The sequence below is a fragment of the Frankia canadensis genome, assembly GCF_900197875.1.
GTDB lineage: Bacteria > Actinomycetota > Actinomycetes > Frankiales > Frankiaceae > Frankia > Frankia canadensis.
This window is the reverse complement of the sequence record NZ_FZMO01000014.1, coordinates 1-22,115: the sequence shown is the minus strand read 5'-3', so window position 1 is coordinate 22,115 and position 22,115 is coordinate 1. Positions and strand designations below refer to the sequence as shown.

Annotated in this window: 17 protein-coding genes and 1 pseudogene; 8 read left to right on the top strand and 10 right to left on the bottom strand. The window is 69.6% G+C overall.

The window, feature by feature from the left end:
* The 3 genes from C1A33_RS02440 to kdpF all read right to left on the bottom strand — a co-directional run.
* Nucleotides 1-1,443: HAD-IC family P-type ATPase (locus C1A33_RS02440; protein WP_165818192.1), on the bottom strand; the 1,443-nt coding region annotated here is incomplete at its 3' end.
* Nucleotides 1,440-3,173 carry a potassium-transporting ATPase subunit KdpA gene (gene kdpA, locus C1A33_RS02435; RefSeq protein ID WP_101829893.1) on the bottom strand — a complete coding sequence of 578 codons (1,734 nt, stop codon included), beginning with the start codon at nucleotides 3,171-3,173 and terminating at the stop codon, nucleotides 1,440-1,442. The genes C1A33_RS02440 and kdpA, both read right to left, overlap by 4 nt.
* Nucleotides 3,173-3,262: a K(+)-transporting ATPase subunit F gene (gene kdpF, locus C1A33_RS02430; protein WP_101829892.1), complete on the bottom strand. Its 90-nt coding sequence runs from the start codon at nucleotides 3,260-3,262 to the stop codon at nucleotides 3,173-3,175. The genes kdpA and kdpF overlap by 1 nt, the downstream gene beginning before the upstream one ends.
* A gap of 259 nt (nucleotides 3,263-3,521) precedes the next feature.
* Between kdpF and C1A33_RS02425 the strand changes: the two genes are divergently transcribed.
* A complete protein-coding gene (locus C1A33_RS02425; protein ID WP_101829891.1) occupies nucleotides 3,522-6,131 on the top strand; it encodes a DUF4118 domain-containing protein in 2,610 nt (869 codons plus the stop codon).
* 123 nt (nucleotides 6,132-6,254) lie between these two features.
* Here the strand turns inward: C1A33_RS02425 and C1A33_RS02420 are convergent, their stop codons facing one another.
* Nucleotides 6,255-6,917, bottom strand: coding sequence for a pyridoxamine 5'-phosphate oxidase family protein (locus C1A33_RS02420; protein ID WP_101829897.1), 663 nt, complete (start codon nucleotides 6,915-6,917; stop codon nucleotides 6,255-6,257).
* On the opposite strand from C1A33_RS02420, the gene C1A33_RS02415 reads away from it, so the two are divergent.
* The gene (locus C1A33_RS02415) at nucleotides 6,902-8,725 is read left to right on the top strand and encodes a TIR domain-containing protein (protein ID WP_341477171.1); all 1,824 of its coding nucleotides are present in this window, start codon (nucleotides 6,902-6,904) and stop codon (nucleotides 8,723-8,725) included. The genes C1A33_RS02420 and C1A33_RS02415 overlap by 16 nt on opposite strands.
* 143 nt (nucleotides 8,726-8,868) lie before the next feature.
* Nucleotides 8,869-11,397, top strand: a complete 2,529-nt coding sequence (fxsT, locus tag C1A33_RS02410; protein ID WP_101829889.1) for an FxSxx-COOH system tetratricopeptide repeat protein — start codon at nucleotides 8,869-8,871, stop codon at nucleotides 11,395-11,397.
* 26 nt (nucleotides 11,398-11,423) lie between these two features.
* Here fxsT and C1A33_RS02405 read toward each other — a convergent pair whose 3' ends face one another.
* Both C1A33_RS02405 and C1A33_RS02400 read right to left on the bottom strand, forming a co-directional pair.
* On the bottom strand, nucleotides 11,424-12,620 hold the full coding sequence (locus tag C1A33_RS02405; RefSeq protein ID WP_207770116.1) for a GNAT family N-acetyltransferase: 1,197 nt from the start codon (nucleotides 12,618-12,620) through the stop codon (nucleotides 11,424-11,426).
* Between the two features lie 82 nt (nucleotides 12,621-12,702).
* Nucleotides 12,703-13,917, bottom strand: a complete 1,215-nt coding sequence (locus C1A33_RS02400) for an ATP-binding protein (RefSeq protein WP_243407093.1) — start codon at nucleotides 13,915-13,917, stop codon at nucleotides 12,703-12,705.
* Between the two features lie 266 nt (nucleotides 13,918-14,183).
* On the opposite strand from C1A33_RS02400, the gene C1A33_RS02395 reads away from it, so the two are divergent.
* Nucleotides 14,184-14,369: a hypothetical protein gene (locus C1A33_RS02395; protein ID WP_101829887.1), complete on the top strand. Its 186-nt coding sequence runs from the start codon at nucleotides 14,184-14,186 to the stop codon at nucleotides 14,367-14,369.
* A 128-nt stretch (nucleotides 14,370-14,497) separates the two neighbouring features.
* Here C1A33_RS02395 and C1A33_RS02390 read toward each other — a convergent pair whose 3' ends face one another.
* Nucleotides 14,498-15,910 carry an IS701 family transposase gene (locus tag C1A33_RS02390; protein WP_101829895.1) on the bottom strand — a complete coding sequence of 471 codons (1,413 nt, stop codon included), beginning with the start codon at nucleotides 15,908-15,910 and terminating at the stop codon, nucleotides 14,498-14,500.
* Nucleotides 15,911-16,070: 160 nt separating this feature from the next.
* Between C1A33_RS02390 and C1A33_RS33995 the strand changes: the two genes are divergently transcribed.
* Complete coding sequence (locus C1A33_RS33995; RefSeq protein WP_133150542.1) at nucleotides 16,071-16,547, top strand: hypothetical protein; 477 nt, start codon at nucleotides 16,071-16,073, stop codon at nucleotides 16,545-16,547.
* 33 nt (nucleotides 16,548-16,580) lie between these two features.
* Here the strand turns inward: C1A33_RS33995 and C1A33_RS37665 are convergent, their stop codons facing one another.
* On the bottom strand, nucleotides 16,581-16,991 hold the full coding sequence (locus tag C1A33_RS37665) for a tetratricopeptide repeat protein (RefSeq protein ID WP_341477170.1): 411 nt from the start codon (nucleotides 16,989-16,991) through the stop codon (nucleotides 16,581-16,583).
* Nucleotides 16,992-17,249: 258 nt separating this feature from the next.
* Between C1A33_RS37665 and C1A33_RS02380 the strand changes: the two genes are divergently transcribed.
* Complete coding sequence (locus tag C1A33_RS02380) at nucleotides 17,250-17,870, top strand: dihydrofolate reductase family protein (RefSeq protein WP_101829894.1); 621 nt, start codon at nucleotides 17,250-17,252, stop codon at nucleotides 17,868-17,870.
* On the opposite strand, the gene C1A33_RS02375 is transcribed toward C1A33_RS02380, so the two are convergent.
* Nucleotides 17,840-18,448: a TetR/AcrR family transcriptional regulator gene (locus C1A33_RS02375; RefSeq protein ID WP_243407092.1), complete on the bottom strand. Its 609-nt coding sequence runs from the start codon at nucleotides 18,446-18,448 to the stop codon at nucleotides 17,840-17,842. The two genes, C1A33_RS02380 and C1A33_RS02375, sit on opposite strands and share 31 nt — an antisense overlap.
* Nucleotides 18,449-18,667: 219 nt before the next feature.
* Between C1A33_RS02375 and C1A33_RS02370 the strand changes: the two genes are divergently transcribed.
* Complete coding sequence (locus C1A33_RS02370; RefSeq protein ID WP_101829884.1) at nucleotides 18,668-20,227, top strand: MFS transporter; 1,560 nt, start codon at nucleotides 18,668-18,670, stop codon at nucleotides 20,225-20,227.
* Nucleotides 20,228-20,705: 478 nt separating this feature from the next.
* Nucleotides 20,706-21,695 carry an LLM class flavin-dependent oxidoreductase gene (locus C1A33_RS02365; protein WP_101829883.1) on the top strand — a complete coding sequence of 330 codons (990 nt, stop codon included), beginning with the start codon at nucleotides 20,706-20,708 and terminating at the stop codon, nucleotides 21,693-21,695.
* Here the strand turns inward: C1A33_RS02365 and C1A33_RS34510 are convergent.
* Nucleotides 21,684-22,115, bottom strand: a pseudogene (locus C1A33_RS34510) (APC family permease); the annotation flags it as partial. The gene C1A33_RS02365 and the pseudogene C1A33_RS34510 sit on opposite strands and share 12 nt — an antisense overlap.

The window sequence follows — 22,115 nt, the reverse complement described above, 5'->3', positions numbered from 1 at the left end:
GCCGCCGGCGGCCCGCACCCAGGCAATGACCGCGCTCGCCGCGCCCTTGCGGACCTGCCGCCCGACACCCGTGTCGGGATCGGCGAGGTCAACCCCGGACATCCGGGTCTGCGCGGTGAACGGGACGAACGTCGCCGACCGCAGCTCGCCGGGCGACCGTTCCCGCAGCCCGTGGCGTTCCTTGGCGAACACGACGACCGAGCGTCCCTCCGGCGTCTCGTCGGCGAGCGAGGACAGCTGGGCCGCGTCGGCGAGCATCGCCTCCCCGACGCCGGGCACCGGCAGGAATGCCCGTGCCTGCCGGTTGCCGAAGGTGATGGTGCCGGTCTTGTCCAGCAGCAGGGTGCCGACGTCGCCGGCGGCCTCGACGGCGCGCCCGCTCATCGCCAGCACGTTGCGCTGCACCAGCCGGTCCATCCCGGCGATGCCGATCGCGGACAGCAGCGCCCCGATCGTCGTCGGGATCAGGCAGACGACCAGCGACACCAGCACGATGCCGGTGATGCCGTGGCCGGTGAGCGCGGCCGAGTCGGGCAGCGCGGGCTGCAGCGACTTCGTGTAGATCGCCAGCGGCTGCAGGGTGGCGACGGCGAGCAGGAAGATGACGGTGAGCGCGGCGAGCAGGATGTTCAGCGCGATCTCGTTGGGGGTGCGACGGCGGTCGGCGCCCTCGACCAGCCGGATCATCCGGTCGATGAAGCTCTCGCCGGGCTGCTGGGTGATCCGCACGACGATCCGGTCGGAGAGCACCTTCGTCCCGCCGGTGACCGACGACCGGTCGCCGCCGGACTCACGGATCACCGGCGCCGACTCGCCGGTGATCGCCGACTCGTCGACGCTGGCGATGCCCTCGACGACGTCGCCGTCGCCGGGAATGAGTTCCCCGGCGGCGACCACGACGACGTCGTCCCGGCGCAGCCGCGGCGCCGGCACCTCCTCGACGGTGACCGCGGTTCTGTCCGCCGCCGCACCGGAGCCGTCATGGGCGACCGGTTGGCCGTCCCCGGCGGTGCGGAGGTCGTCGAGCGCGGCGCCGGGCGACCAGCCGGTGAGACGGCGGGCGACGGTGTCGGTGCGGGTGCGGCGCAGTGCCTCGGCCTGCGCCTTGCCTCGACCCTCCGCCACCGCCTCGGCGAGGTTCGCGAAGATGACCGTCAGCCACAGCCAGCCGGTGATCAGCCAGCCGAACACCGACGGGTCGCCGATCGCGAGCACCGTGGTGAACACGGCGCCGACCTCGACGATGAACATGACCGGGTTGTGCCACATCGTGCGTGGGTCGAGCTTGCGCAGCGCGCCCGGCAGGCTGCGCACCAGCTGGGACGGATCGAGCAGGCCGCCGCCGACGGGTCGTGCGCCGCCTGCGCCGGGGCTCGAGGGACCGCCGTGCCCCGAGCTCGGCGGGCGTCCGCCGGCGCCGGTGTCGAGGGTCGTGGTGCTCATGCGTGGATTCCTTCTGCGAGCGGGCCGAGCGCGAGGGCCGGGAAGAACGTCAGCGCGACGATGATCAGGGCCACGGCGGCGAGCATTCCGGCGAACTGCGGCCGGTGGGTCGGCAGCGTGCCGACGGTCGCCGGCACGGGCTGCTGACGGGCGAACGATCCGGCCATCCCGAGCACGAACAGCAGCGGCAGCAGCCGGCCGAACAGCATCGTGAGGCCGAGCGCCGTGTTGTACCAGGTGGTGTTGACGGTGATGCCGGCGAACGCCGACCCGTTGTTGTTGGCGGCCGAGGTGAACGCGTACAGCACCTCCGACAGCCCGTGCGCGCCGGAGTTGAGCATGCCGGCTCGTTCTCCGGGGAGGCCCATCGCGATGCCCGTGCCGAGCAGCACCAGCGTCGGCGTGGTCAGAAAGTAGAGGGCGGCGAACCTGATCTCCCGGGACCCGATCCGTTTACCGAGGTATTCGGGCGTCCGGCCGATCATGAGCCCCGCCACGAAGACCGTGACGACGGCGAGGACGAGCATCCCGTAGAGGCCGGATCCGGTGCCGCCGGGGGCGACCTCGCCGAGCATCATGTTGAACAGCAGGGTCGCCCCGCCGAGGCTCGTGTACGAGTCGTGGAACGAGTTCACCGCACCGGTGGAGGTGAGCGTCGTCGCGCTGGCGAACAACGACGAGTTCGGCACGCCGAAGCGGGTCTCGGTGCCCTCGGTGGCCGCGCCGACCGCGGTGGGCACCGTCCCGTGGTGGAGGGCCTGGAACGTCGCGCCGACCGCGAAGCTGGCGATCGCCAGCGCCGCCATCACCGAGACGATCGCGAGGCCCTGGCGGCGGTCGCCGACCAGGCGGCCGAAGGTTCGCGGCAGCGAGAAGGCGATGACCAGCAGCAGGTAGATCTCGACGAGGTTGGTCCACGACGTCGGGTTCTCGAACGGATGCGCCGAGTTGACGTTGTAGAAGCCGCCGCCGTTGGTGCCGAGTTCCTTGATGGCCTCCTGGCTGGCGACCGGTCCACCGGTGATCGCCTGATGGCCACCCGCGAGCGTGTCGACGATCCGGACGCCGTGCAGGTTCTGGATGGCGCCGCCAGCGACGAGCACGATCGCGGCCAGCACACTGATCGGCAGCAGGATCCGGATCACCGCCCGGGTGAGGTCCACCCAGAAGTTCCCCAGCTCGTCGCCGGTGCCGCTACCGCCACCGAGCGGAAAGTCGCCACGCCCGCCCGCCGTGGCGGCCTGGGTCGTCGCCGCCCGGCGTCGGGCCAGGCCGCGGACCAGCGCGATCGCCACCGCGATGCCGACGGCGGCGGAGGCGAAGTTCTGCACGGCGAGGCCGGCCATCTGGACCAGATGGCCCAGGGTCGACTCGCCGGAGTACGCCTGCCAGTTCGTGTTCGTCGTGAAGCTGACCGCGGTGTTCCAGGCCAGCGGCGGGGCGACCCCGTGGAAGCCGAGATCGAGTGGCAGGTAGGCCTGCACGCGTTGCAGCAGGTACAGCAGCAGCACGCTGACCAGCGAGAACGCCAGCACGCCTCGGGCGTACACCGGCCAGCGCTGCCCGGCCTCGGGGTTCACCCCGGTCAGCCGGTAGACGGCCCGCTCAACCCGGAGGTGCCGCTTCGAGGTGAACACCCGGTACATGTAGTCGCCGAACGGGCGATACGTGATCCACAGCGCCGCGACGAGCAGCGCGACGGCCAGTACCCCGGCTACGGAACTCGACATCAGAACCGCTCCGGGAACAGCAGGGCGACCAGGACGTAGATCCCGAGCCCGACCGCCAGTACCAGGCCGGCGATGTTCTCCGCGTTCACAGCCTTTCGACTCCTCGCAGGACAAGCGCCAACAGCGCGAAACAACCCAGCGTCAGCAGGACGTACACCACGTCTTGCATGCGCCTCCTCCTTCACCCGGCAAGGGCCTCAGTAAAGCCCGAAGAAATCCGAAACGGACGATCGATCACACGCTTCTCACGGCAGCGTCGCCGATTCTCACGGATCACTAACATCGATCAAGAAAAAGCGGCCTGTCCGGACGTTCCGATGGTTCCCACACAGGCCGGACCAGGGCAGCATGGAGGCCGTGTCACGAGTACGGGGAACACTGCGGATCTATCTGGGGGCGGCGCCCGGAGTCGGGAAGACCTACGCCGCCCTCGACGAGGCGCGCCGGCGCCGCGACCGGGGGACCGACGTCGTCGTCGGCCTCGTCGAGACGCACGGCCGCGCGCACACCGCCGAGATGCTCGAGGGTCTGGAGGTGATCCCCCGCCGCTTCCTCGAGCATCGTGGCGCGTCGTTCACCGAGATGGACCTCGACGCGGTGCTGGCCCGGCGTCCCGCCGTCGCCGTCGTCGACGAGCTCGCGCACACGAACGTCCCCGGCAGCCGCAACGCCAGGCGCTGGCAGGACGTCCAGGAGCTGCTCGCCGCCGGCATCAGCGTCATCTCCACCGTCAACGTCCAGCACCTGGAATCCCTCAACGACGTCGTCGAGACGATCACCGAGGTCCCGCAGCGGGAGACCGTCCCCGACGCCGTCGTCCGCCAGGCCGACCAGGTGGAGCTGGTCGACATGGCCCCCGAGGCGCTGCGGCGTCGGATGGCCCACGGCAACATCTACGCCCCCGACAAGGTCGACGCGGCGCTGGCGAACTACTTCCGCCCCGGCAACCTGACCGCGCTGCGCGAGCTGGCCCTGCTCTGGCTCGCCGGCAAGGTCGACGACCAGCTCGACCGCTACCGTGCCGAACACGGCATCGGCGGCGTCTGGGAGACCCGCGAACGGGTCGTCGTCGCGCTCACCGGCGGCCCCGAGGGCGACACCCTGATCCGCCGCGCCGCCCGCATCGCGTCCCGGACCAAGGGCGCGGACCTGCTCGCCGTGCACGTCGCCCGCTCCGACGGCCTCACCGGCGCGGACCCCGCCGCCCTCGCCGGCCAGCGCGCCCTCGCCGAGAGCCTCGGCGGCACGTTCCACCAGGTCGTCGGCGACGACGTGCCGTCCGCCCTGCTCGACTTCGCCCGCTCCGCCAATGCCACCCAGCTCGTCCTCGGCGCGAGCCGCCGCGGCCGCCTCGCCCGCATCCTGTCCCCCGGCATCGGCGTGACGACGACGAACGCCTCCGGTCCGATCGACGTGCACATGGTCACCCACGCCGAGGTCGGCTCCGGCTGGCGGCTTCCCCGGGTGCACAGCGGCCTCGCGCCGCGCCGCCGCGCCGCCGCCACCCTGCTGACCCTCGCGCTCGTCCCCGCGTTGACCGCCCTGCTCGTGAACGGCCGCGGCACCGTCAACCTGGCATCCGAGATCCTCGGCTATCTGATCATCGTGGTGCTGGTGTCGATCGTCGGCGGCTTCTGGCCGGCCCTGCTGTGCGCGCTGGGCAGCGGCCTGCTGCTGAACTACTACTTCGCCCCGCCGCTGCACCGCCTGACGATCGCCGACGGCAACGACGTGCTGGCGCTGGCCGGATTCGTCCTGGTCGCCGCCATGGTCAGCCGGGTCGTCGACACCTCCGCACGCCGCTACGGCCAGGCCGTGCGCGCCTCCGCCGAGGCCGCCACCCTGTCCATGCTCGCCGGCAGCGTCCTGCGCGGCGAGGACGCCCTGCCCGCCCTGCTCGACCGCGCCCGCGAGACCTTCGCCATGACTTCGGCCACCCTGCTCGAACGCGCGAGCAGCAGCGACGGTGACGAGTGGCGGGTGGTCATGGCCGTCGGGTCCGATCCGTGCGTGCGGCCCGAGCAGGGATCGGTGGACGTGCCGGTCGGTGACGAGCTGGCGCTGGTGCTGCGCGGCCGTCCGCTGCCCGCCGCCGACCGGCGGATCCTCGCCGCGTTCGCCGTCCAGGCCGCCGTCGCCCTCGAACGCCGCCGCCTCGCGGAAGCGGCCGCCGAGGCCGCGCCGATCGCCGAGGCCGACCGGGTCCGCACCGCTCTGCTCACCGCCGTCAGCCACGACCTGCGCACCCCGCTGGCCGCCGCCAAGGCCGCCGTCACCGGCCTGCGCGGCGGCGCCGCCCTGCTCGACGCCGACGAGCAGGCCGAACTGCTCGCCACCGCCGACGAGTCGCTGGACCGCCTGACCGGCCTGGTCGAGAACCTGCTCGACATGTCCCGCCTGCAGGCCGGGGCGTTGAGCGTCTTCCCCCGCCCGATCGGCCTCGACGACGTCGTCCCGCACGCGCTGGACGAACTCGGCCCGCCGGCCCGCGCCATCACCATCCGCCTGCCCGACGATCTGCCCACCGTCGACGCCGACCCGGCGCTGCTGCAACGCGTGCTGGTCAACGTGGTCAGCAACGCCCTACGCCACTCCCCCGCCGGCCACCCGCCCGCCGTCACCGCGTCCAGCCTCGCCGGCCGCGTCGAACTGCGCGTCGTCGACCACGGCCCCGGCATTCCGGTCGCCGCCCGCGACCAGGTCTTCCAGCCCTTCCAACGCCTCGGCGACCGCGACAACACCACCGGCGTCGGCCTCGGCCTCGCCCTGTCCCGCGGCCTCACCGAGGCCATGCACGGCACCCTCACCCCCGAGGACACTCCCGGCGGCGGCCTCACCATGGTCGTCAGCCTCCCCGCGACCACTCCGGCCCCGACTTCCCTGGCCACCCTTGACGACGCCGGCCCCGACACCGAGCCCGACGCCGCCCCCAGCCCCGCCCGGACGAACCCGCTCTGACCCACCGAAGCGGCATTTCGGCGGGCGTGCTTGCGGGAAGCGAACTGCGTGTCACGTACGCATGGCCGCACGCCCGATTCGTCCCGTTGAAGTTGACAGGACGGCCCTTTCCCCCGCGTCACCTCACGAGGCGTCCCGTGGGGCCGGCCGATCGAGGTGGGCCAAGGTGGGCGCGAGGCCGGACGGCACCGGGCCGTCGCCGTCCGGCCGCGGCGCGGCGGCGACGAGCTGGACGGGGACGACGCCCGCCCAGTGCGGTAGCGCGAGATCGGCCTCGTCGTCGACCGGCGGCCCGGTGCGCGCCTTGACGGCAGTGTCGACGCCGTCGCCGGTCAGAGGCACGGCGAGCACCGCTGTCGCCGCGAGCTCCCGCGCGTTCGGCCCCCGGCACTGGTCGGATCGCCCGGCGCCGGCCCGTTCCACGAACGCGGCCAGCACCCGCGCCTTCTCCTCGTCGTCCCGCACCAGCGCGGCGTCGGCGTGGATGACCACGGACCGGTAGTTCAGCGAATGGTGGAACGCGGATCGCGCGAGCACGAGCCCGTCGAGAATCGACACCGTCACACACACCCGCATAGGCGCCGACCGCGCCGCGAGTCCCATCCGGGACGCCGTCGACGCGTGCAGATAGAGCCGATCCTCGACCCGGCAGTGCATCGTCGGCAGCACGTGCGGCTCCCCGTCGACGACGACACCCACATGGCAGACGAGCGCCTCGTCCAGCACGGCGCACAGCGCCCCGTCGGCATAGGTGATCCGCTCGGCAAGACGTGAAGGAAGCAACATGCCGCCCATCCTGGCCGCGACCCCGAACACCATCCACCGATTTTCTTCGCGTCAACCTTCCTGTCGTCAACCCGGCGACATCCGGTGAGAAGGCACCCGAGCGGATCGGTCATACTTGGGCAATGGCCAGCGGGGGGCGCTCGGACGAGCAGTGGGATTTCTTCATCTCGTATACAGCGGCGGATCAGCAGTGGGCCGAGTGGATCGCCTGGGAGCTTGAGGCGGACGGCTTCCACGTGCTGATCCAGGCCTGGGACTTTGTTCCCGGCTCGAACTGGACGGCGTCGATGGCGGAGGGTCTGGAGCGTTCTACCAGGACCATCGCGGTGGTGTCGGAGGCGTATCTGCGGTCGGTGTACAGCCAGGCGGAATGGAACGCCGCGTTCCGCTCCGATCCGACCGGCCTGACCCGCCGGCTGCTCCCGGTCCGGGTGGAGGATTGCGACCGGCCGGGCCTGCTCGGTGCGGTCGTCGCGGTCGACTTGTTCGGCAGGGACGATGCCGAGGCCCGCCGCGTCCTGCTGGAGGGCGTCCGCGCGGCGATCGGCGGCCGCGCGAAACCGTCGGCCCCGCCGGTCTTCCCGGTGGAAGGGGAGGTTGTCCTCTCGGAGGAGATGGTCGCGGGCTCGCCGCCGTCGCGGAGGGAAGGGGCCACTTCGCCATACCTGATCGCACGCACGGCTCCGCCGCATCCGGCCCAGCGGACCACGGCCCCGCCGCGTCCCTCGCTGGAGGACCTGGACCTGCAGGCGGCGGCAGCCGTGCGGCGGATCCGGATCTGGGAGGTCGGCGAGGTCTTCAAGCCGACCGGGATTCCCGAGGTCACGTTCGTGCAGCCGGCGGAGTTCGTGACGTTCGGGATGTCGCTGCGCCAGCCCGGACTGAGCGTGGTCCTGGAGGGCCCGTCCGGCATCGGCAAGACGACGTTCCTGCGGCATGCCATCGAGCAGGACTCCCGCCGGCTGAAGGAGCCGCGGATCCTCAGCGCCCGCACCGAGAAGGACCGGGCGAAGATCGACCGGATCATCGACGGCGACGAGCATTCGGGCATCGTCGCGATCGACGACTTCCACCGGCTGTCCCTGGACCAGAAGCGCCGCGCCGTCGACTACCTGAAGCACCTGGCGGACACGGACGACCGCGAGCGCAAGCTGGTGATCGTGGGAGTGCCGAACACGGCCCAGTCCCTGGTCGAGGTGAGCTTCGACATCGCGAACCGCATTCGCGTCTTCTCCCCCGAATGGGCCACCAACGACCAGGTCGAGGAACTGATCCGCAAGGGCGAGCAGGCGCTGAACATCAGCTTCGAGGACCGGGACGCGATCGTCCGGGCCGCCCACGGCAGTCTCATCACCGCCCAGGTCCTCTGCTGGCATCTGCTCGGAATAGCCCTCATCGAGGAGACCGCGCCCACCCATCGGACGGTCCGCACCGGCATCGCGCAGGCGCGCAGGCGGGTCACCAAGGAGCTGCACCTCAAGTACCAGCGGGCGGTGGAGGCGTTCGCCGGCCTCGACGGCTCCGATGAGACGGCGTGCATCGAACTGCTCGTGAGCCTGGCCGCGACCCCCGACGGCGTCCTCACCCTCGACCGGTTCACGCACGGTGGTTCCAGCGTCGCGAAGAGGGCCGCCAGGGTTCTCACGGACGGTGTCGGCGAGGCCATGGCCTCGGACGCGGACATCGGCAGGGTGCTGTACTACGACGCGTTGCGCCGCCGACTCATCGCGGACGACCCCCAGTTCATGTACTACCTCCGCCAACTCGACCGAACGAGCCTGGCCGCCGACGCCGGCAAACGCCCGTAGCTTCGCGCGATCAGCGCGGCGTTCGGCCGTGCCCGCAACGCGATTGCGCTGGCCCTCACCCAACGCCCTCGCCGGAATGCCACCCCACCGCAAACTTTTTGGAATTTGGCGACAAAGTAGACTTCTACTGCCATTCTGAACCTATGGCAGAGTCGGGGGAAACAGGCGTCGAGCACGCCGGCAACAACCACTGCAGCCTAGATCTCTTCTTGTTCGCTGTGCGATCTGACGCGGCATGGGCCGACTGGATCTCCTGGCAACTGGAGGAGGCCGGCTTCCAGGTCGGGCCAGGGACGTGGCCGAACCCGCCTGGTTCCAACTGGATCAGAGCACTCCACCAGGGGGTCCAGAATGCGTCTCGGACGATTGTCGTTGTCTCCGCCTCCTCCCTCCTCGACGCTCTCGCCGAAGCCGTGTGGCAGACGGTACTGGCAAAAGACCCGGCGGGGGAGAACGGCACACTGCTTCTCGTCCGAGTAGACGACCATCCCCTCCCCGGGATCTTGGCCCGGTTCGTCCCGCTCGACCTCTTCGACGCGTGCCGGGACGACGCGATCGAACGCCTGCTGGCCGCCATTGAGGGCACGAACGCGAAGCCACGTGCCGAGCCGCACTTTCCCGGCCAGATGCCGGCTCGGCTACGCGGCGTAGAGCCTTCTTTCCCAGGCAGGTTCACAGCCAGACGAGGCCTGCCCGGTCGCAATCGGCACTTCACCGGCCGGGATGAATTACTGGCCAGACTCCATACCAGCCTGATGGCCAACAATCTGGTAGCAGTGACTGCCATGCACGGTATGGGTGGCGTCGGAAAGTCTCAGCTGGCCATCGAATACGCCTACCGAAACCTCGACGACTACTCTCTAGTACTGTGGGTTGACGCTGAGCAGACTGGGTTGATCGCGGAGAAGATCGCCGCGCTGGCGGACGTGGTGGGCCTTCCAAAAACTGGCCGGGCCGCCGACACGGCGGCCGCGGTCCTCGCCGAGTTGGGCCGCCGGGACAGGTGGCTGGTCATTCTCGACAACGCCGAGAGTCCTGCGAAACTGAGCCCATGGATACCGTGCGGCCCCGGCCATGTGCTGATCACGTCGCGGAACCCGAACTGGGAGGCGCTCGCCAGCACGGTCTCCGTGGAGATCTTCACTCGCGCCGAGTCGACGTCGCTGCTGGCACGCCGCGTCCCGGGGTCGGATCAGCACACGCTGGAGAACCTCGCCGCGGAACTGGCAGACCTGCCGCTCGGTCTCGCGCAGGCCGCCAGCTATATGTCGACCAACGGAACGGCCGCCGACAACTATCTGGTGAAGTTCCGTGCGCAGCGAGACATTATGCTGCGCAGTGGCGACGACCCCCTCTACGCGCGCACAGTCGCGACCGCCTGGTCGGTATCTCTCGAGCAACTGCAGGCCGACAGCCCCGAATCCGTGCGACTCCTGCGGCTGTGCGCACTGATGTCACCCGAACCTATTCCCACGGACATCCTCCCCGGCCGCCAAGAACCGCTCCCCAGACCGCGTTCGGATGCGCACACCAGCACCCACCGCTCTCCGGACAGACGTCTGGACCTGGATGAGGTTATTGGTGCCGCGCGACGCTATTCCCTGTTGCGGCGTGACGAGGATACGATCCAGGTTCATCGTCTCGTTCAGGCGGTCATCGCCGACAGCAGCCGCGAGGCGCAGGGATGGGCGTCGCTCTGCCGTGCGGCGATCGAGATCGCCGCCGGAGCTGTGGAGAAGCTTGATGTCGATCTTCCTGTGAACTGGCCGCGATTCCATCTGATCTCACCGCATCTGCAGGCATTATGCCAGTCGTCCGCGCCGTTCGCTGGTTTCGAGCACGCAGGTCGCCTTGCGCACGCGATTGCCATGACGGTGGGGGCGCACGGCATGAGCGGCCTGCCCGAAGCCGGGGAGGCGCTCGCTCGCATCGCGCTACGTCTTCTCGACGCCTACTGCGACGAAAAAGAACTGATGGAGATCAGCCATGAGATGACCTGGCAGATTGCACAGCGCATCCCGGCCGAGGCCGAGCACATGTATCGCCGCAACCTCGAGAAGCGGCGAGGACTCTATGGCGACGACGATCTCAGAACCATCTACACCCGGAACGAAATTGCATGGATAGCCGCGGTTCAGGGCGAATGGAATAAGGCAGAGGAACAGTACCGAGAGGTGCTCGCCGCTCGCGCCGCGCTGTTGGGCGACGAGCACCCCTTCACTCTCATAACTCGGCACGAGCTGGCCTGGACAATTGGCAATCAGGACAGGATCACGGAGGCCGAGGGCATGTTCCGCACCGTGCTCGCCGCACGCCGACAGATACTCGGAAATGATCATCCGCGTACGCTCGGCACCCGACATGAGCTCGCCTGGATCAGCGGCCTGACGGGCCGCTGGGAGGAGGCAGAAACGGAGTACCGCTACCTTCTCGAGGCTCGCCTCCACCTTCTGGGGGCGCTCCATCCCGACACCCTCGCCTGCCTGCATGAAATCGGCTGGATACTGGCGAACCGGGGTTGCTGGCCGGCCGCGGTGGAGGCATACCAGGAGGAGCTGACAGCACGCCGGCAGATCCACCGTGATGATCATCCAAACCTCATCGCGGCCCGTCAGCACATCGAGCTATGCCAGCGTCAGGAGATCCCGCTGGTGCCCCGCCACATCGTCTGACTCAGGTCCCGACCGAAGCCCATGGGTCAGAAGTGCGCGAACACGAACGGCGTTACTCGCGGAAACAGCGTCCGTAGTTGGGAAACCGCGTGTGCAGCCATCGTTCCAAAGCGGCGCACCACCACCTCCTCCGGATCGAGGACGCCGTAGACCAGGCCCGACAGTCCTGGGACGGTCAGCGTCGAATCCGGCTCACTGTGCGGCTGGCGGTTCACGACGAGTTGACCAGAGCGACCATCGAGCAGATAGCGGCCCGCGATGAAGGGATCGTCCACGACGTCGATGACGACGCGACCAGGACCGCAGGCCATTCCGGCGAGTCCCTCCAGCGCGAGCACCCGGGCCATCGGGGCTGCCGGCTCGGGAAACGATGTCCGCCCCTCGATCTGCACGGCGAGGTCGGTCACCCAGAGCTCCGGGGCCTCGTCCAACGACACCGGCACCACGATCTTCGCCACCTGGTCGACGTGCCGAGCGAAGAACTGCAGAAGGAGAGCCCGTGAAAGCGGGCCCGTGGTGAGAAAATCACTTACTGTCAGATCACCGCCAAGACCAGTGATGCGGTAGGTCGCCGCGCCGATCACCTCGCCATGCAGTCGGGCAGTGGCCACCCAACAGTCGTCGGTGTCACGCATTTCCACCGCCCGAGTATCCGGGAGGACGGCGAACCCATGCCGCTGCTCCGCCAGCTTCAGCGTGAACACGCGATAGGTGTCGTAGCCGACCCCAGCGCGTTCACACACGACGTCGCCACCCAGCTCCGCCCGGATCAGGCCGGCGAGATCAGAGGGCGCGAACGATGCAGTCCGCATGGCAGGAAGCCCCACAAAGCCGAACTTCTCGTAAAACGACGGCCTGAACGGGTACAGCGCACTCACCACACTCCCGCCCTCGCGCATCTGATCGAGTAGCGCCAAGACCAGACTACGCGCTATTCCCTTCCGGCGAGCGACAGGAAGAGTCGCCACGCCGGCCACACCGGCCATGGGATACATCGTCCCCCGCACATTCTGCCGCATCGGCACGACGGAGGCGTCAGCAACCGGAACGCCGTCCTCCTCGGCGAGGAGCGTCGTATGACACTCGTAGAACCGTTGTGTCGCCGTCAGCCCCACCAGCTCATCCCGACTCGCGGGGCTGGCACGGAAAGCATACGACTGTATCGGCAGACTCAACTTGACGCGCTCGTCTGGACCAATCCTACGAATCGCGATCTTCCCCATTCGAACTAGTGTACTGGGCTTTCATCCCGGCGGGCATCAGACAGGCGCCGGATGATCGGCCGGCGCAGCCCGCCAGACTGATTCAGCCCCACAGAGCGCAGATCGGGACGGCGTGGATGTCGGGGGCGAGGCGGTAGCGGCGGGGGCCGGTGTGCAGGACAACCCCGGCCACGAAACGGTCGCCGAGTTCGTCGCGCAGCCAGACCAGGTGGCGAGCGGCGCTGGCGTCGGGTGCGGCGTGCGCCTTCACTTCGATGCCGATCACGCGTTCCGCTCCCAGCTCGGCGAGCAGATCGACCTCGTGCTGGCCCTTCTCCCCACGGAGGTGATAAAGCCGCGGTCGTGCCGAGCCGACAGGGAGTTCCGCGCGCAGTTGGGCGGCGACGAACGTGTCGAGAATCCGGCCGAGCAGGTCGCCGTCGCGCAGCACGGCGTTCACGTCCAGACGCAGGGCGGCACCGATCAGCCCCGGGTCGACGATGTACCGCTTGGCCCCGCGGACGAGGCGCTTGAGCCGGTTAGTTGACCACGCCGGCACGGATTCGGCAACGAGCAGGTTCTGGAGCAGCCGATCGTAGGCGTCGGCTGTCCTCGCGTTGATGCCGGCGCCTTCGTGCAGCGTCCGGGCCTGGACCAGACCGGCCGAGTTCAGCGCCAGCACCTCGAAGTAGCGCCGCAGCCGAGCTGGATCGCGATGCTCCCCCAGTATCTCCACGTCCCGGGTGAGCAGCTGGTCCAGATAGCCGTCGAGCCAGCGAGCCCGTGCTCGCGCCGAGAGGTGAAGCGCGGACTCGGGGAACCCACCGCGCAACGCCATCTCCACATAGTCCCGCAGGTCGGGCACATCCGGGGGAAGCGCAAGCGACTCCACCTCGCCGGCCGCCAGGCGGTCCAGGAACGTCGGTGCCTCGGCCCGGTGCACGATCTCGCGAACGGCGAGCCCCGTCATCGCGATCCGCACGAGCCTCCCGGTCCCAGGCCAGTTGTCCGCCTCGAGATCGGCGCGAACCGATCCGGTCACAATGAAGCGGCCTGGGCGGGGATCGGTGTCCACCGCGCGCTTGACCGCCCCGAGCACGGTCGGCACCATCTGCCACTCGTCGAGCAGGATCGGCTCCGGCAGATCCCGCAACGCCGCATCCGGATCGGCCGCGAAGGCGAGCGCCTGACCAGGCTGGTCAAGCCGGACGATGGTGCGGGCGTGCCGGGCCGCCGTCGTCGTCTTGCCCGTCGCCCGCGGCCCGACCACCAGCAGCGCCGGCAGCTCGGCCAGCAGCTCCCGGATCAGATCATCCACCAGGCGAGGCACATACGGCCGGTCCACCCGGCCAACACTACCAACCTCCCGACCCATCCAGTACCAATCTCCGGATGCCTCGAGTACCAATCTCCGGAGGCGTCAGATACTGATCTGGCTGACCCGGCCCGGCGAGACAGCCATCAGGTCGGCGACCTGCCGCCGGGTCAAGCCGAGCGTCCTGGCCTTTGGCGCGGCCAGATCGTCCGCAACGCCGACGCCTGCGCCGCCTAGATCATAATCGACCTCGGCTAGGGTGACGGGTCGTGCGGACTGATGATCCTGACGACCTGCCGCCGCTCCTCGCTCACGCCGAGGTGATCGAACTAACGCCGGAGATCGAACTCGCTATCGCCGAAGGCGAAAGGAGCATCGCCGAAGGCACGCTCCTCCGCTTCCACTCCGAGGAGGAGTTCCAGGCGTTCTTGGACGGACTTTCCCGGCAGATCTGACCGCGGCGGCACCAGAGGTGATCTCCGGCTGCCTTCGCGTGTGGCTGATACTCGGCCGAAGGACCCCGTACACCGGTGTAGGGCCAACCGGGAGCAGTGGGATCATTACATCTGGTGTCAGCCTAGTACTACAGTTGCAGTGATCCTCGTGTGGCTGTTGCTGCTGTGGCGTGGCGCTGGGCGGCGCGGATTCGGGTTTGGTAGTGGTAGTAGCGGCCGAGTGCTTGGTGCCGGCGGCGCCATTCCGACCACCAGGTGATCACGTTGTGTGGGATGGTGGTCTGCCGGAACAGGGCGATGAGGTGGCGGATTTCGTTGAGGGTGAGCGGGATCATCATGTGTCGGTCCGGTTCCGGCTGGCGGGTGATGGGGAGGCCGTCTGGAAGGCGCTGGTATCCCACGGCTGTTTTCTCTCGTGGGATGCTCGGGGGGTGTTCTTCGTGGTTCCTCAGGGCGGTGACGGCGAGCCAGGTGTGTGCGAGTATCGCGAGGGTGATGTGCCGGTACCAGGCGTGGTACTGGCGGACCTGGTAGTGGTCGAGGCCGACCTCGTTCTTGGCGGACTCGAAGCAGTCTTCTATGCCCCAGCGGCGTCCCGCGACGGTGACCAGGGCGGCGAGGGGAACCGGCTTTGGGCTGTGGGTGAGGAAGAACGCGAGTTCCTTCTTGCCGGATCGTGATCGGCGGATGAGGATCTGGTGAGGGAGGTTGTCCGGGCCTGCGTGGTCGGTGGTTTCGACGAGGGCCCAGTCGTAGAGCCGAGGTCCTTTCGAACCGTCGGCACAGGAATATGTCTCCCAGGCGGAGTCGGGAACCAGAGCGGCGAGGGTATCGACGCGGCGTCGACCGACGGCGGTGGTGACGTGCGTGTCCGACCTGACACCGAGTACAAAGCCGATGCGGTGTTCTTCCAGCCAGTCACGTAGTTCGGGGTCGGCGCCGTACACCTCGTCGCCGGCGACCCAGCCGATCTGCCGGTGTGCCAGCCAGAATCGGCGGATCATGTCCAGGGCGAGCAGTGGCTTGGTCGCGAATCCCACGCTGGCCGGGATACCCGCGTCCGCGCATCGGGCCCGGTCTTCGGTCCAGCTCTCGGGAAGGTACAGTTCCCGGTCGACCAGAGCTTTCCCTTTCCCGGACACGTAGGCGGCGAACACGCCGATCTGACAGTTTTCCACGCGGCCCGCCGTGCCGCTGTACTGGCGCTGCACGCCAGCGGACTTCTTCCCTTTCTTGAGGAAGCCGGTCTCGTCGAGAACGAGGACCCCGTCCGGCTCGAGGAGATTCTCCACGACGTACGACCGGACCACGTCGCCGACAGCGTCCTCGTCCCAGGCGTACTCGTTCAACAGCCGCTGCATCTTCTGCGGTCCGGCGTCCCGGCTGAACTCCGCGAGCGTCCACCCGTTCTTCCGTTCCGTCCGAGACAACAACCCTGCCACATACGCCCGCGCCTGCGCCCGTGGCTGATCAGACCGGAAACAGTCGGACAGGCGAGCGAACAACTCCTCCAGCCCCGCCTCCCACACCACGACGTCGATCTCGGATACGCTACCCGTCGCGGCCGCCGCCGCATCCTCATGTGTATTCACAAACCATGGAGAATCACGCGGCGGCCGCCCCACACCACCCGCCGCGCCGCAGGCGCGAATCAGGACCACACGGCAGCCACTGGGACTGTAGTACTAGGGAGGACTCGCGATGCCAGACAGCTCCACCACCCCCGAGCCCGATCCCGACACGGACTCCGCGCCGGCTGTGCCAGCCTCGCAGCGACACCACACAGAGCGAGACCCAGCCGAACCCGCGCCGCCTGTTCCCGCGGGACCGCCGGAGGCGCCCCGCGGCGACCGCCACTATCTACGCCCCGTTGACTGGGACGGCCACTTCAGCAGCATGTGGGCTGCTCGCGACGACCGGGACCTGACTCGGGAGCTCGCGGCAGAGCACGAGCGGGAGTCGGATCGACGCGAGCTCGACCAGATGTGGCGCGAGCTTCGGGACGAGGCCAACGCGGAGGCCAATACGCAAGATGCCCGGGAACGCGAGCGTGCAGACGAGTGGGTCCCTCGCGATGATGCCAGGTCGCGCCTGTTCGAAAAGACGAGCAAGCTTGATCGTGCGTCCGACGAAGCGGACCAGGATGCCGAACCGGATGATCCGACCGAGACTAGATGACAAGCAAGGCTCGGGCCTGGCACATTAGTCCTTCTACGGGCGTGCACGACGGCCCGCTTCAGACGATGGGCGCCTCTCAAGGTGAGGTTCCTGCCATTCGTCGGCGGCGCCTCTATCCTTGCCTCCGTGTGATGCGTCCGCAAGAGCACGGCGAGTACGTACCGTTTCCGGATGGTAGGGGCCATAGTCATGCATGGCCTCATTGAATACAGCGTGGTAAAGCGACGCGGCATCAGACATCGGATGGTCAGCGCCAAGGCTGCGTTCACGCCCTTCGAGAACACGTTCGAACAGCGGGACCGCAGATTCCGCCTTCCCCCCTTTGATTTGGGTTCTAGCAACGGCGTGGACGCTATCAAGAGTCACAGCATGGTCGGGACCAAATAGCCGAAGGACAGACCGTCCGGCACCGGTCACCCCCGACCACTCCCGCAGCTCCCACATCCCAGACGACCCGTCAGAGCGAGACCGGATCCGCCCGCAACCGGGCCATAACCCCCCGGAGCCGTCATCGTCTCACCTTGCGCACCGATGTAGTGACCGGGCTGCGGCGGGCTTCACCGAATCCCGTCGCAATCCGGTATCCGTTGCGATCGCCTCGGGCGGTCGTCCGTGGACTCGTCGGGCAGGCGGCGATGAGATCGGGTTGGGCACGGTGTCCCAGTGGTAGGAACGTTCACCGCGAAACCCGAGGAGATCATCATGCGGCTCGCTCTGCAGGCTTTCGTCACCCTGGACGGCGTCATGCAGGCGCCGGGCGGACCGGAGGAGGACGCCCGAGACGGGTTCGCGCACGGCGGATGGGAGTTCCCCTACGGGGACGAGGAGGTCGGGGCGGCGATCGTCGGCTGGTTCGGGAACGCGGACGCGTTCCTGCTCGGACGGACGACCTACGAGATCTTCGCCGAGTACTGGCCGAAGATCACCGACCCCGACAACCCGATCGCCGGACCGCTGAACCGGCTGCCCAAGTACGTCGCGTCGACCACGCTGCCCAGCGTCGGCTGGTCGGGCTCGACCCTGCTCGAGGGTGACGTCGCCGCCGCCGTCGCCGAGCTGAAGAGGCAGCCGGGGCGAGAGCTGCAGGTCCACGGCTCCGCCCGGCTCGCCCACACGCTCATCGAGCACGACCTCATCGACGAGTACCGCCTGATGATCTACCCGCTGCATCTGGGCTCGGGCGTGAAGCTGTTCGCCGACGGCCTGCCGTCCGCCGCGCTGAAGCTCACCGCCTCGACCATCACCAGCGGCGGCATCATCCTCGCCACCTACGAGCCCGCCGGGCCCGTCACCTACGGCTCCCACGCCCTCGAGGACGCCTGACCGCCACCGCCGCCCGGCCTCGCCCCGGCGGGCAGCGGGCCGAGCAGGGTGGTGCGCAGGGACGGGGCGAGCAGGCGGACTATTTCATCAACGGGCATCGAGGCGAGCGGCTCGGCGGACAGCAGATAGCGAGAGACGATGAGGCCGACCATCTGCGAGGTGAAAAGGCCCGCGCGATACCGGGCATCGGCGCCGCCCAGACGATCGGTGAGGCGCTCGACGAGCTGGTGGTGAATGCCGGCCCGCAGCAGGGTCCCGAGCTCGGGATCGGCGATCGCGGCGCGGATCCCCAGCATGAGCGGGGCGCCGATCTCCGGATCGTCGTAGGCGGCGGCCAGGCGTCGGATGGCCCGCGCCGGCAGCGTCTCGAGGTCGCCGCGCAGCAGCACGGCCAGTTCGTCTGCGGGACTGATCGCGAACTCCAGGACGGCGGCGAACAGGCCGCTCTTCGAGCCGAAGTAGTAGCTGATCAGCGCCGCGTCGACGCCCGCCTCCGCCGCCAGCGAACGCATCGTCACCGATTCGTAGCCCTCCCGGCGGAACCGCTCCCGCGCGACCGCGAGGATCTGCCCCCGCACATCCGGCCTCCCCGGCCGCCGCCCCCGACCCGTCCCCGACGGCTCTGTCCTTGACGGCTCCGTCCCCGGACCGCGCGCCGACGATGGTGCCTCCGAGCTCTGCCCCGGCGATGGCGACGGCGACGGCGCGTCAGCCGAAGAATTCATCACGGTTGAAGAACGCTAGCCGCCTGGCGCACTGTCCGTCCAGCCACTCACCGCGCTGGAAGGACGACAGCCATGACCCCCACCTCCGCCACCGAGACGCCACCCGAGGCACAGCCCCCGCAGCCCTCACAGCCCTCCCCGTCCTCGCTTCGACAGCCGGCCGCGCCGCCAACGGTGCGGCACGGGCGAGTGCTGGCGGTGACGTGCCTGGCGCTGGCGACGGTGGTCTCGGCGATGTCGTCGCTGAACGTCGCGCTGCCGTCGATCGCGGCGGACACCCATGCCTCGCAGACCCGGCTGTCCTGGATCATCGACGCCTACAGCCTGGTCTTCGCCGCGCTGCTGCTGCCGGCGGGGGCGCTCGGCGACCGGTTCGGGCGGCGCCGCGCACTGCTCGCCGGGCTGGTCGTCTTCGGCGCGGCGTCCGCGGTGGCGCCGTTCACCGGCAGCGCGGCGACGCTGATCGGCCTGCGGGCAGTACTCGGGCTCGGCGCGGCGTTCGTCATGCCGGCGACGCTGTCGACGATCACCGGGACGTTCCCGCGGGAACGGCGGGCGGCGGCGGTCGGTGTGTGGACGGCGGTCGCCGGGTCAAGCGCCATCCTCGGCGTGCTCGCCTCGGGTCTGCTGCTGGAGAAGTGGTCCTGGCGGGCGGTGTTCGTCCTCGGTGTCGCGCTCGCGGCGGTCTCCGTCGCCGGGACCTGGCGGTTCGTGCCCGACACGGCGGACCCGAACAGCCCGCCGATCGACGTGGTCGGCGCCGTCATCGCGGTCGCGGGGCTCGGCGCGCTCGTCTACTCGATCATCGAGGCGCCGGAGAACGGATGGCTGTCAGCCGTCACGCTCGGCGGGCTCGGTGTCGGGGTCGTGCTGCTGGTCGGGTTCGTCGCCTGGGAGCTGCGGACGGCGTCGCCGCTGCTGGATCCGCGGCTGTTCACCCGTCCGGCGTTCGCCGCGGGGTCGCTGTCGATCGCGCTGCAGTTCTTCGCGTTCTTCGGACTGATCTTCGTCATCATGCAGTACCTGCAGCTGGTGCGGGGTGACAGCCCGCTCATCGCCGCGGTCAGCATGCTGCCGCTGACCGCGGGGATCATGCCGTCCTCCCGGCTCGCTCCGCGCCTCGTCGCCGCCGTCGGGTCTCGGATCTGCTGCGTCAGCGGGCTGGTGCTGGTCACGGCGGGGATGGTGGTGCTGTCGCGACTCGACGACGGCAGCTCGTACCTGGTGGTCGCCTTCGGGCTGTTCCCGCTGGGCTTCGGCATGGGGCTCGCGATGACCCCCGCCACGACCGCGATCACAGACAGTCTGCCCGCGCGGATGCAAGGTGTCGGGTCGGCCGTCAACGACCTGTCCCGCGAGCTCGGTGGGGCCCTTGGCATCGCCGTGCTCGGCAGCCTGCTCGGCTCGGCCTACCGATCCCACCTGACGCTGCCGGACGCCGTGCCGCCGGCGCTCGCCGACCGCGCCCGCTCCTCCTTCGGCCTCGCCGCCCACCTCGGCGAACCGATCCGCACCCACGCGCAGACGGCCTTCGTCGACGGCCTCGGCATCGCCCTGCTCGGCGGCGCCGCCGTCACCGCCCTCGCCGCCCTCGCCGTCACCGTCCTCCTGCGCGCCCCTCGCCGTCCCTAGCCCACCCCGCCGTCCCCGCGCGGCGAGCCGGCTTCTCGTGGCAGCGTTGTGGCAGCTTTGCGGAGGCCCGTGTCGCAAACTCCTGGGCAAACCGGACACGACACGCCGAGTTGGCGACACAGTGCCGCTGCCCCCTGCACACTCTCCCCACCCACGGGAAGTCAGCCGCGGGCCCTCGCCGAACGGCCAGCGGATCACCTCCGACGACCCGACCCCGGAAAGGTCTCCGCGTCAGGACGATCCGGTCGCGGGCCGCCGCCGAGAGGACGGTGCGAGTGGTCGACCGCCTCGGCGTCGAGGTCGCCGACCTGCAGGACCTGCAGGACCTGCACGGGAAGCTGACCCGGATCATCCAGGCCGCCAACGGCTGCGCCGCGGGGTGACAGAGCAGACGGGGAGCGAAGCGGATGGTGCGTCCGCTTGCAGTGCTACGTTCGTCAGTGGAGGCCGATCCCCACGTCGCGCGGAGACGAACACCATGATCTATTCGCTGCTCGATATCGCCCTGGTCGCCGACGGCGAGGGGCCGGGGGACGCGCTGCGTGGCGCGGTCCCCCTCGCCCGGGCCGCCGAACGTGCCGGCTACCACCGCGTCTGGTACGCCGAGCACCACAACATGAAGCGGATCGCGTCGGCCGCCACCAGCGTGATCATCGCCCACGTCGCCGCGCACACCGAGACGATCCGCCTCGGCGCGGGCGGCGTGATGCTGCCGAACCACTCCCCGCTGCTCATCGCCGAGCAGTTCGGCACTCTCGCGAGCCTTCATCCCGGCCGCATCGACCTCGGTCTCGGCCGCGCCCCCGGCTCCGATCAGAACACCATGCGCGCCCTGCGACGCGGCCCCGAGTCCGCCGACGCGTTTCCCCGCGACGTCCTCGAACTGCAGGGCTATCTCACCGGCCAGACCCGCATCCCCGGCGTGCGCGCCACCCCGGGCGACGGGACGAACGTGCCGCTGTACATCCTCGGCTCGTCCCTGTTCGGTGCCCAGCTCGCCGCCGCGCTCGGCCTTCCGTACGCGTTCGCCTCGCACTTCGCGCCCGCGGCGCTGCATGCGGCCCTGCGCGCCTACCACTCGGAGTTCCGCCCGTCCGCGGAGCACCGGGAGCCCTACGTGATCGTCGCGGCGAACCTGATCGTCGCCGAGTCCGCCGACGAGGCCGCCGAGCAGGCCCGCGCCGCCCTGCGCCAGCGGGCCCGGGCGCTGGTCGCCCGCGGCGAGTCGTTCACCGACGCCGAGATCGACGCGTTCCTCGACTCCCCCGGCGGCGCCCAGGTGCGGGACATGGCCCGCTACACCGCCGTCGGCACCCCCGACCAGGCCCGCGCCTACCTCGCCGACCTCGCCGAGCAGACCAGCGCCAACGAGCTCATGCTCGCCCCCAGCGCCCCCGACCGCGCCGCCCGCATCCACGCCGTCGAACTCCTCGAAGCCCCCACCCCCGCCACCGCCTCAACCGCCTGACGGACCGGCGGGCGCGAGATCAAGGGGACTGTCCATCGCGGCCAGTTCGCGGACGTGGGTGGTGGACAGGGTGCTGCGGACGGCGAGTTCGTAGATGACGAGGGCGAACGTGACCACGGTGGCGAGGTCGGCCCAGAACGGGATGACCTGGCGGCCGTCGAACTGGCCGAGCCAGGAGATCAGAGCCAGGCCGCCGAGCCACGGGATGATCCACAGGGCGGTCCGCCAGGCGAGGTCGTCGCGGGTCGCGGTGCCGGTGCGCCGGACGTGCGCCTGGTGGACGGCGAACAGGGCGAGGCCGAGGGCCATGGCGAGGAACAGGCGCTTGTCGGTGTGCCAGCCGGCCCAGTAGACGATCAGGTTGGCGGCGGCGAAGGCGGCGGGGGCGAGGACGCCGGCGGCGGGCATCCGGTAGGGGCG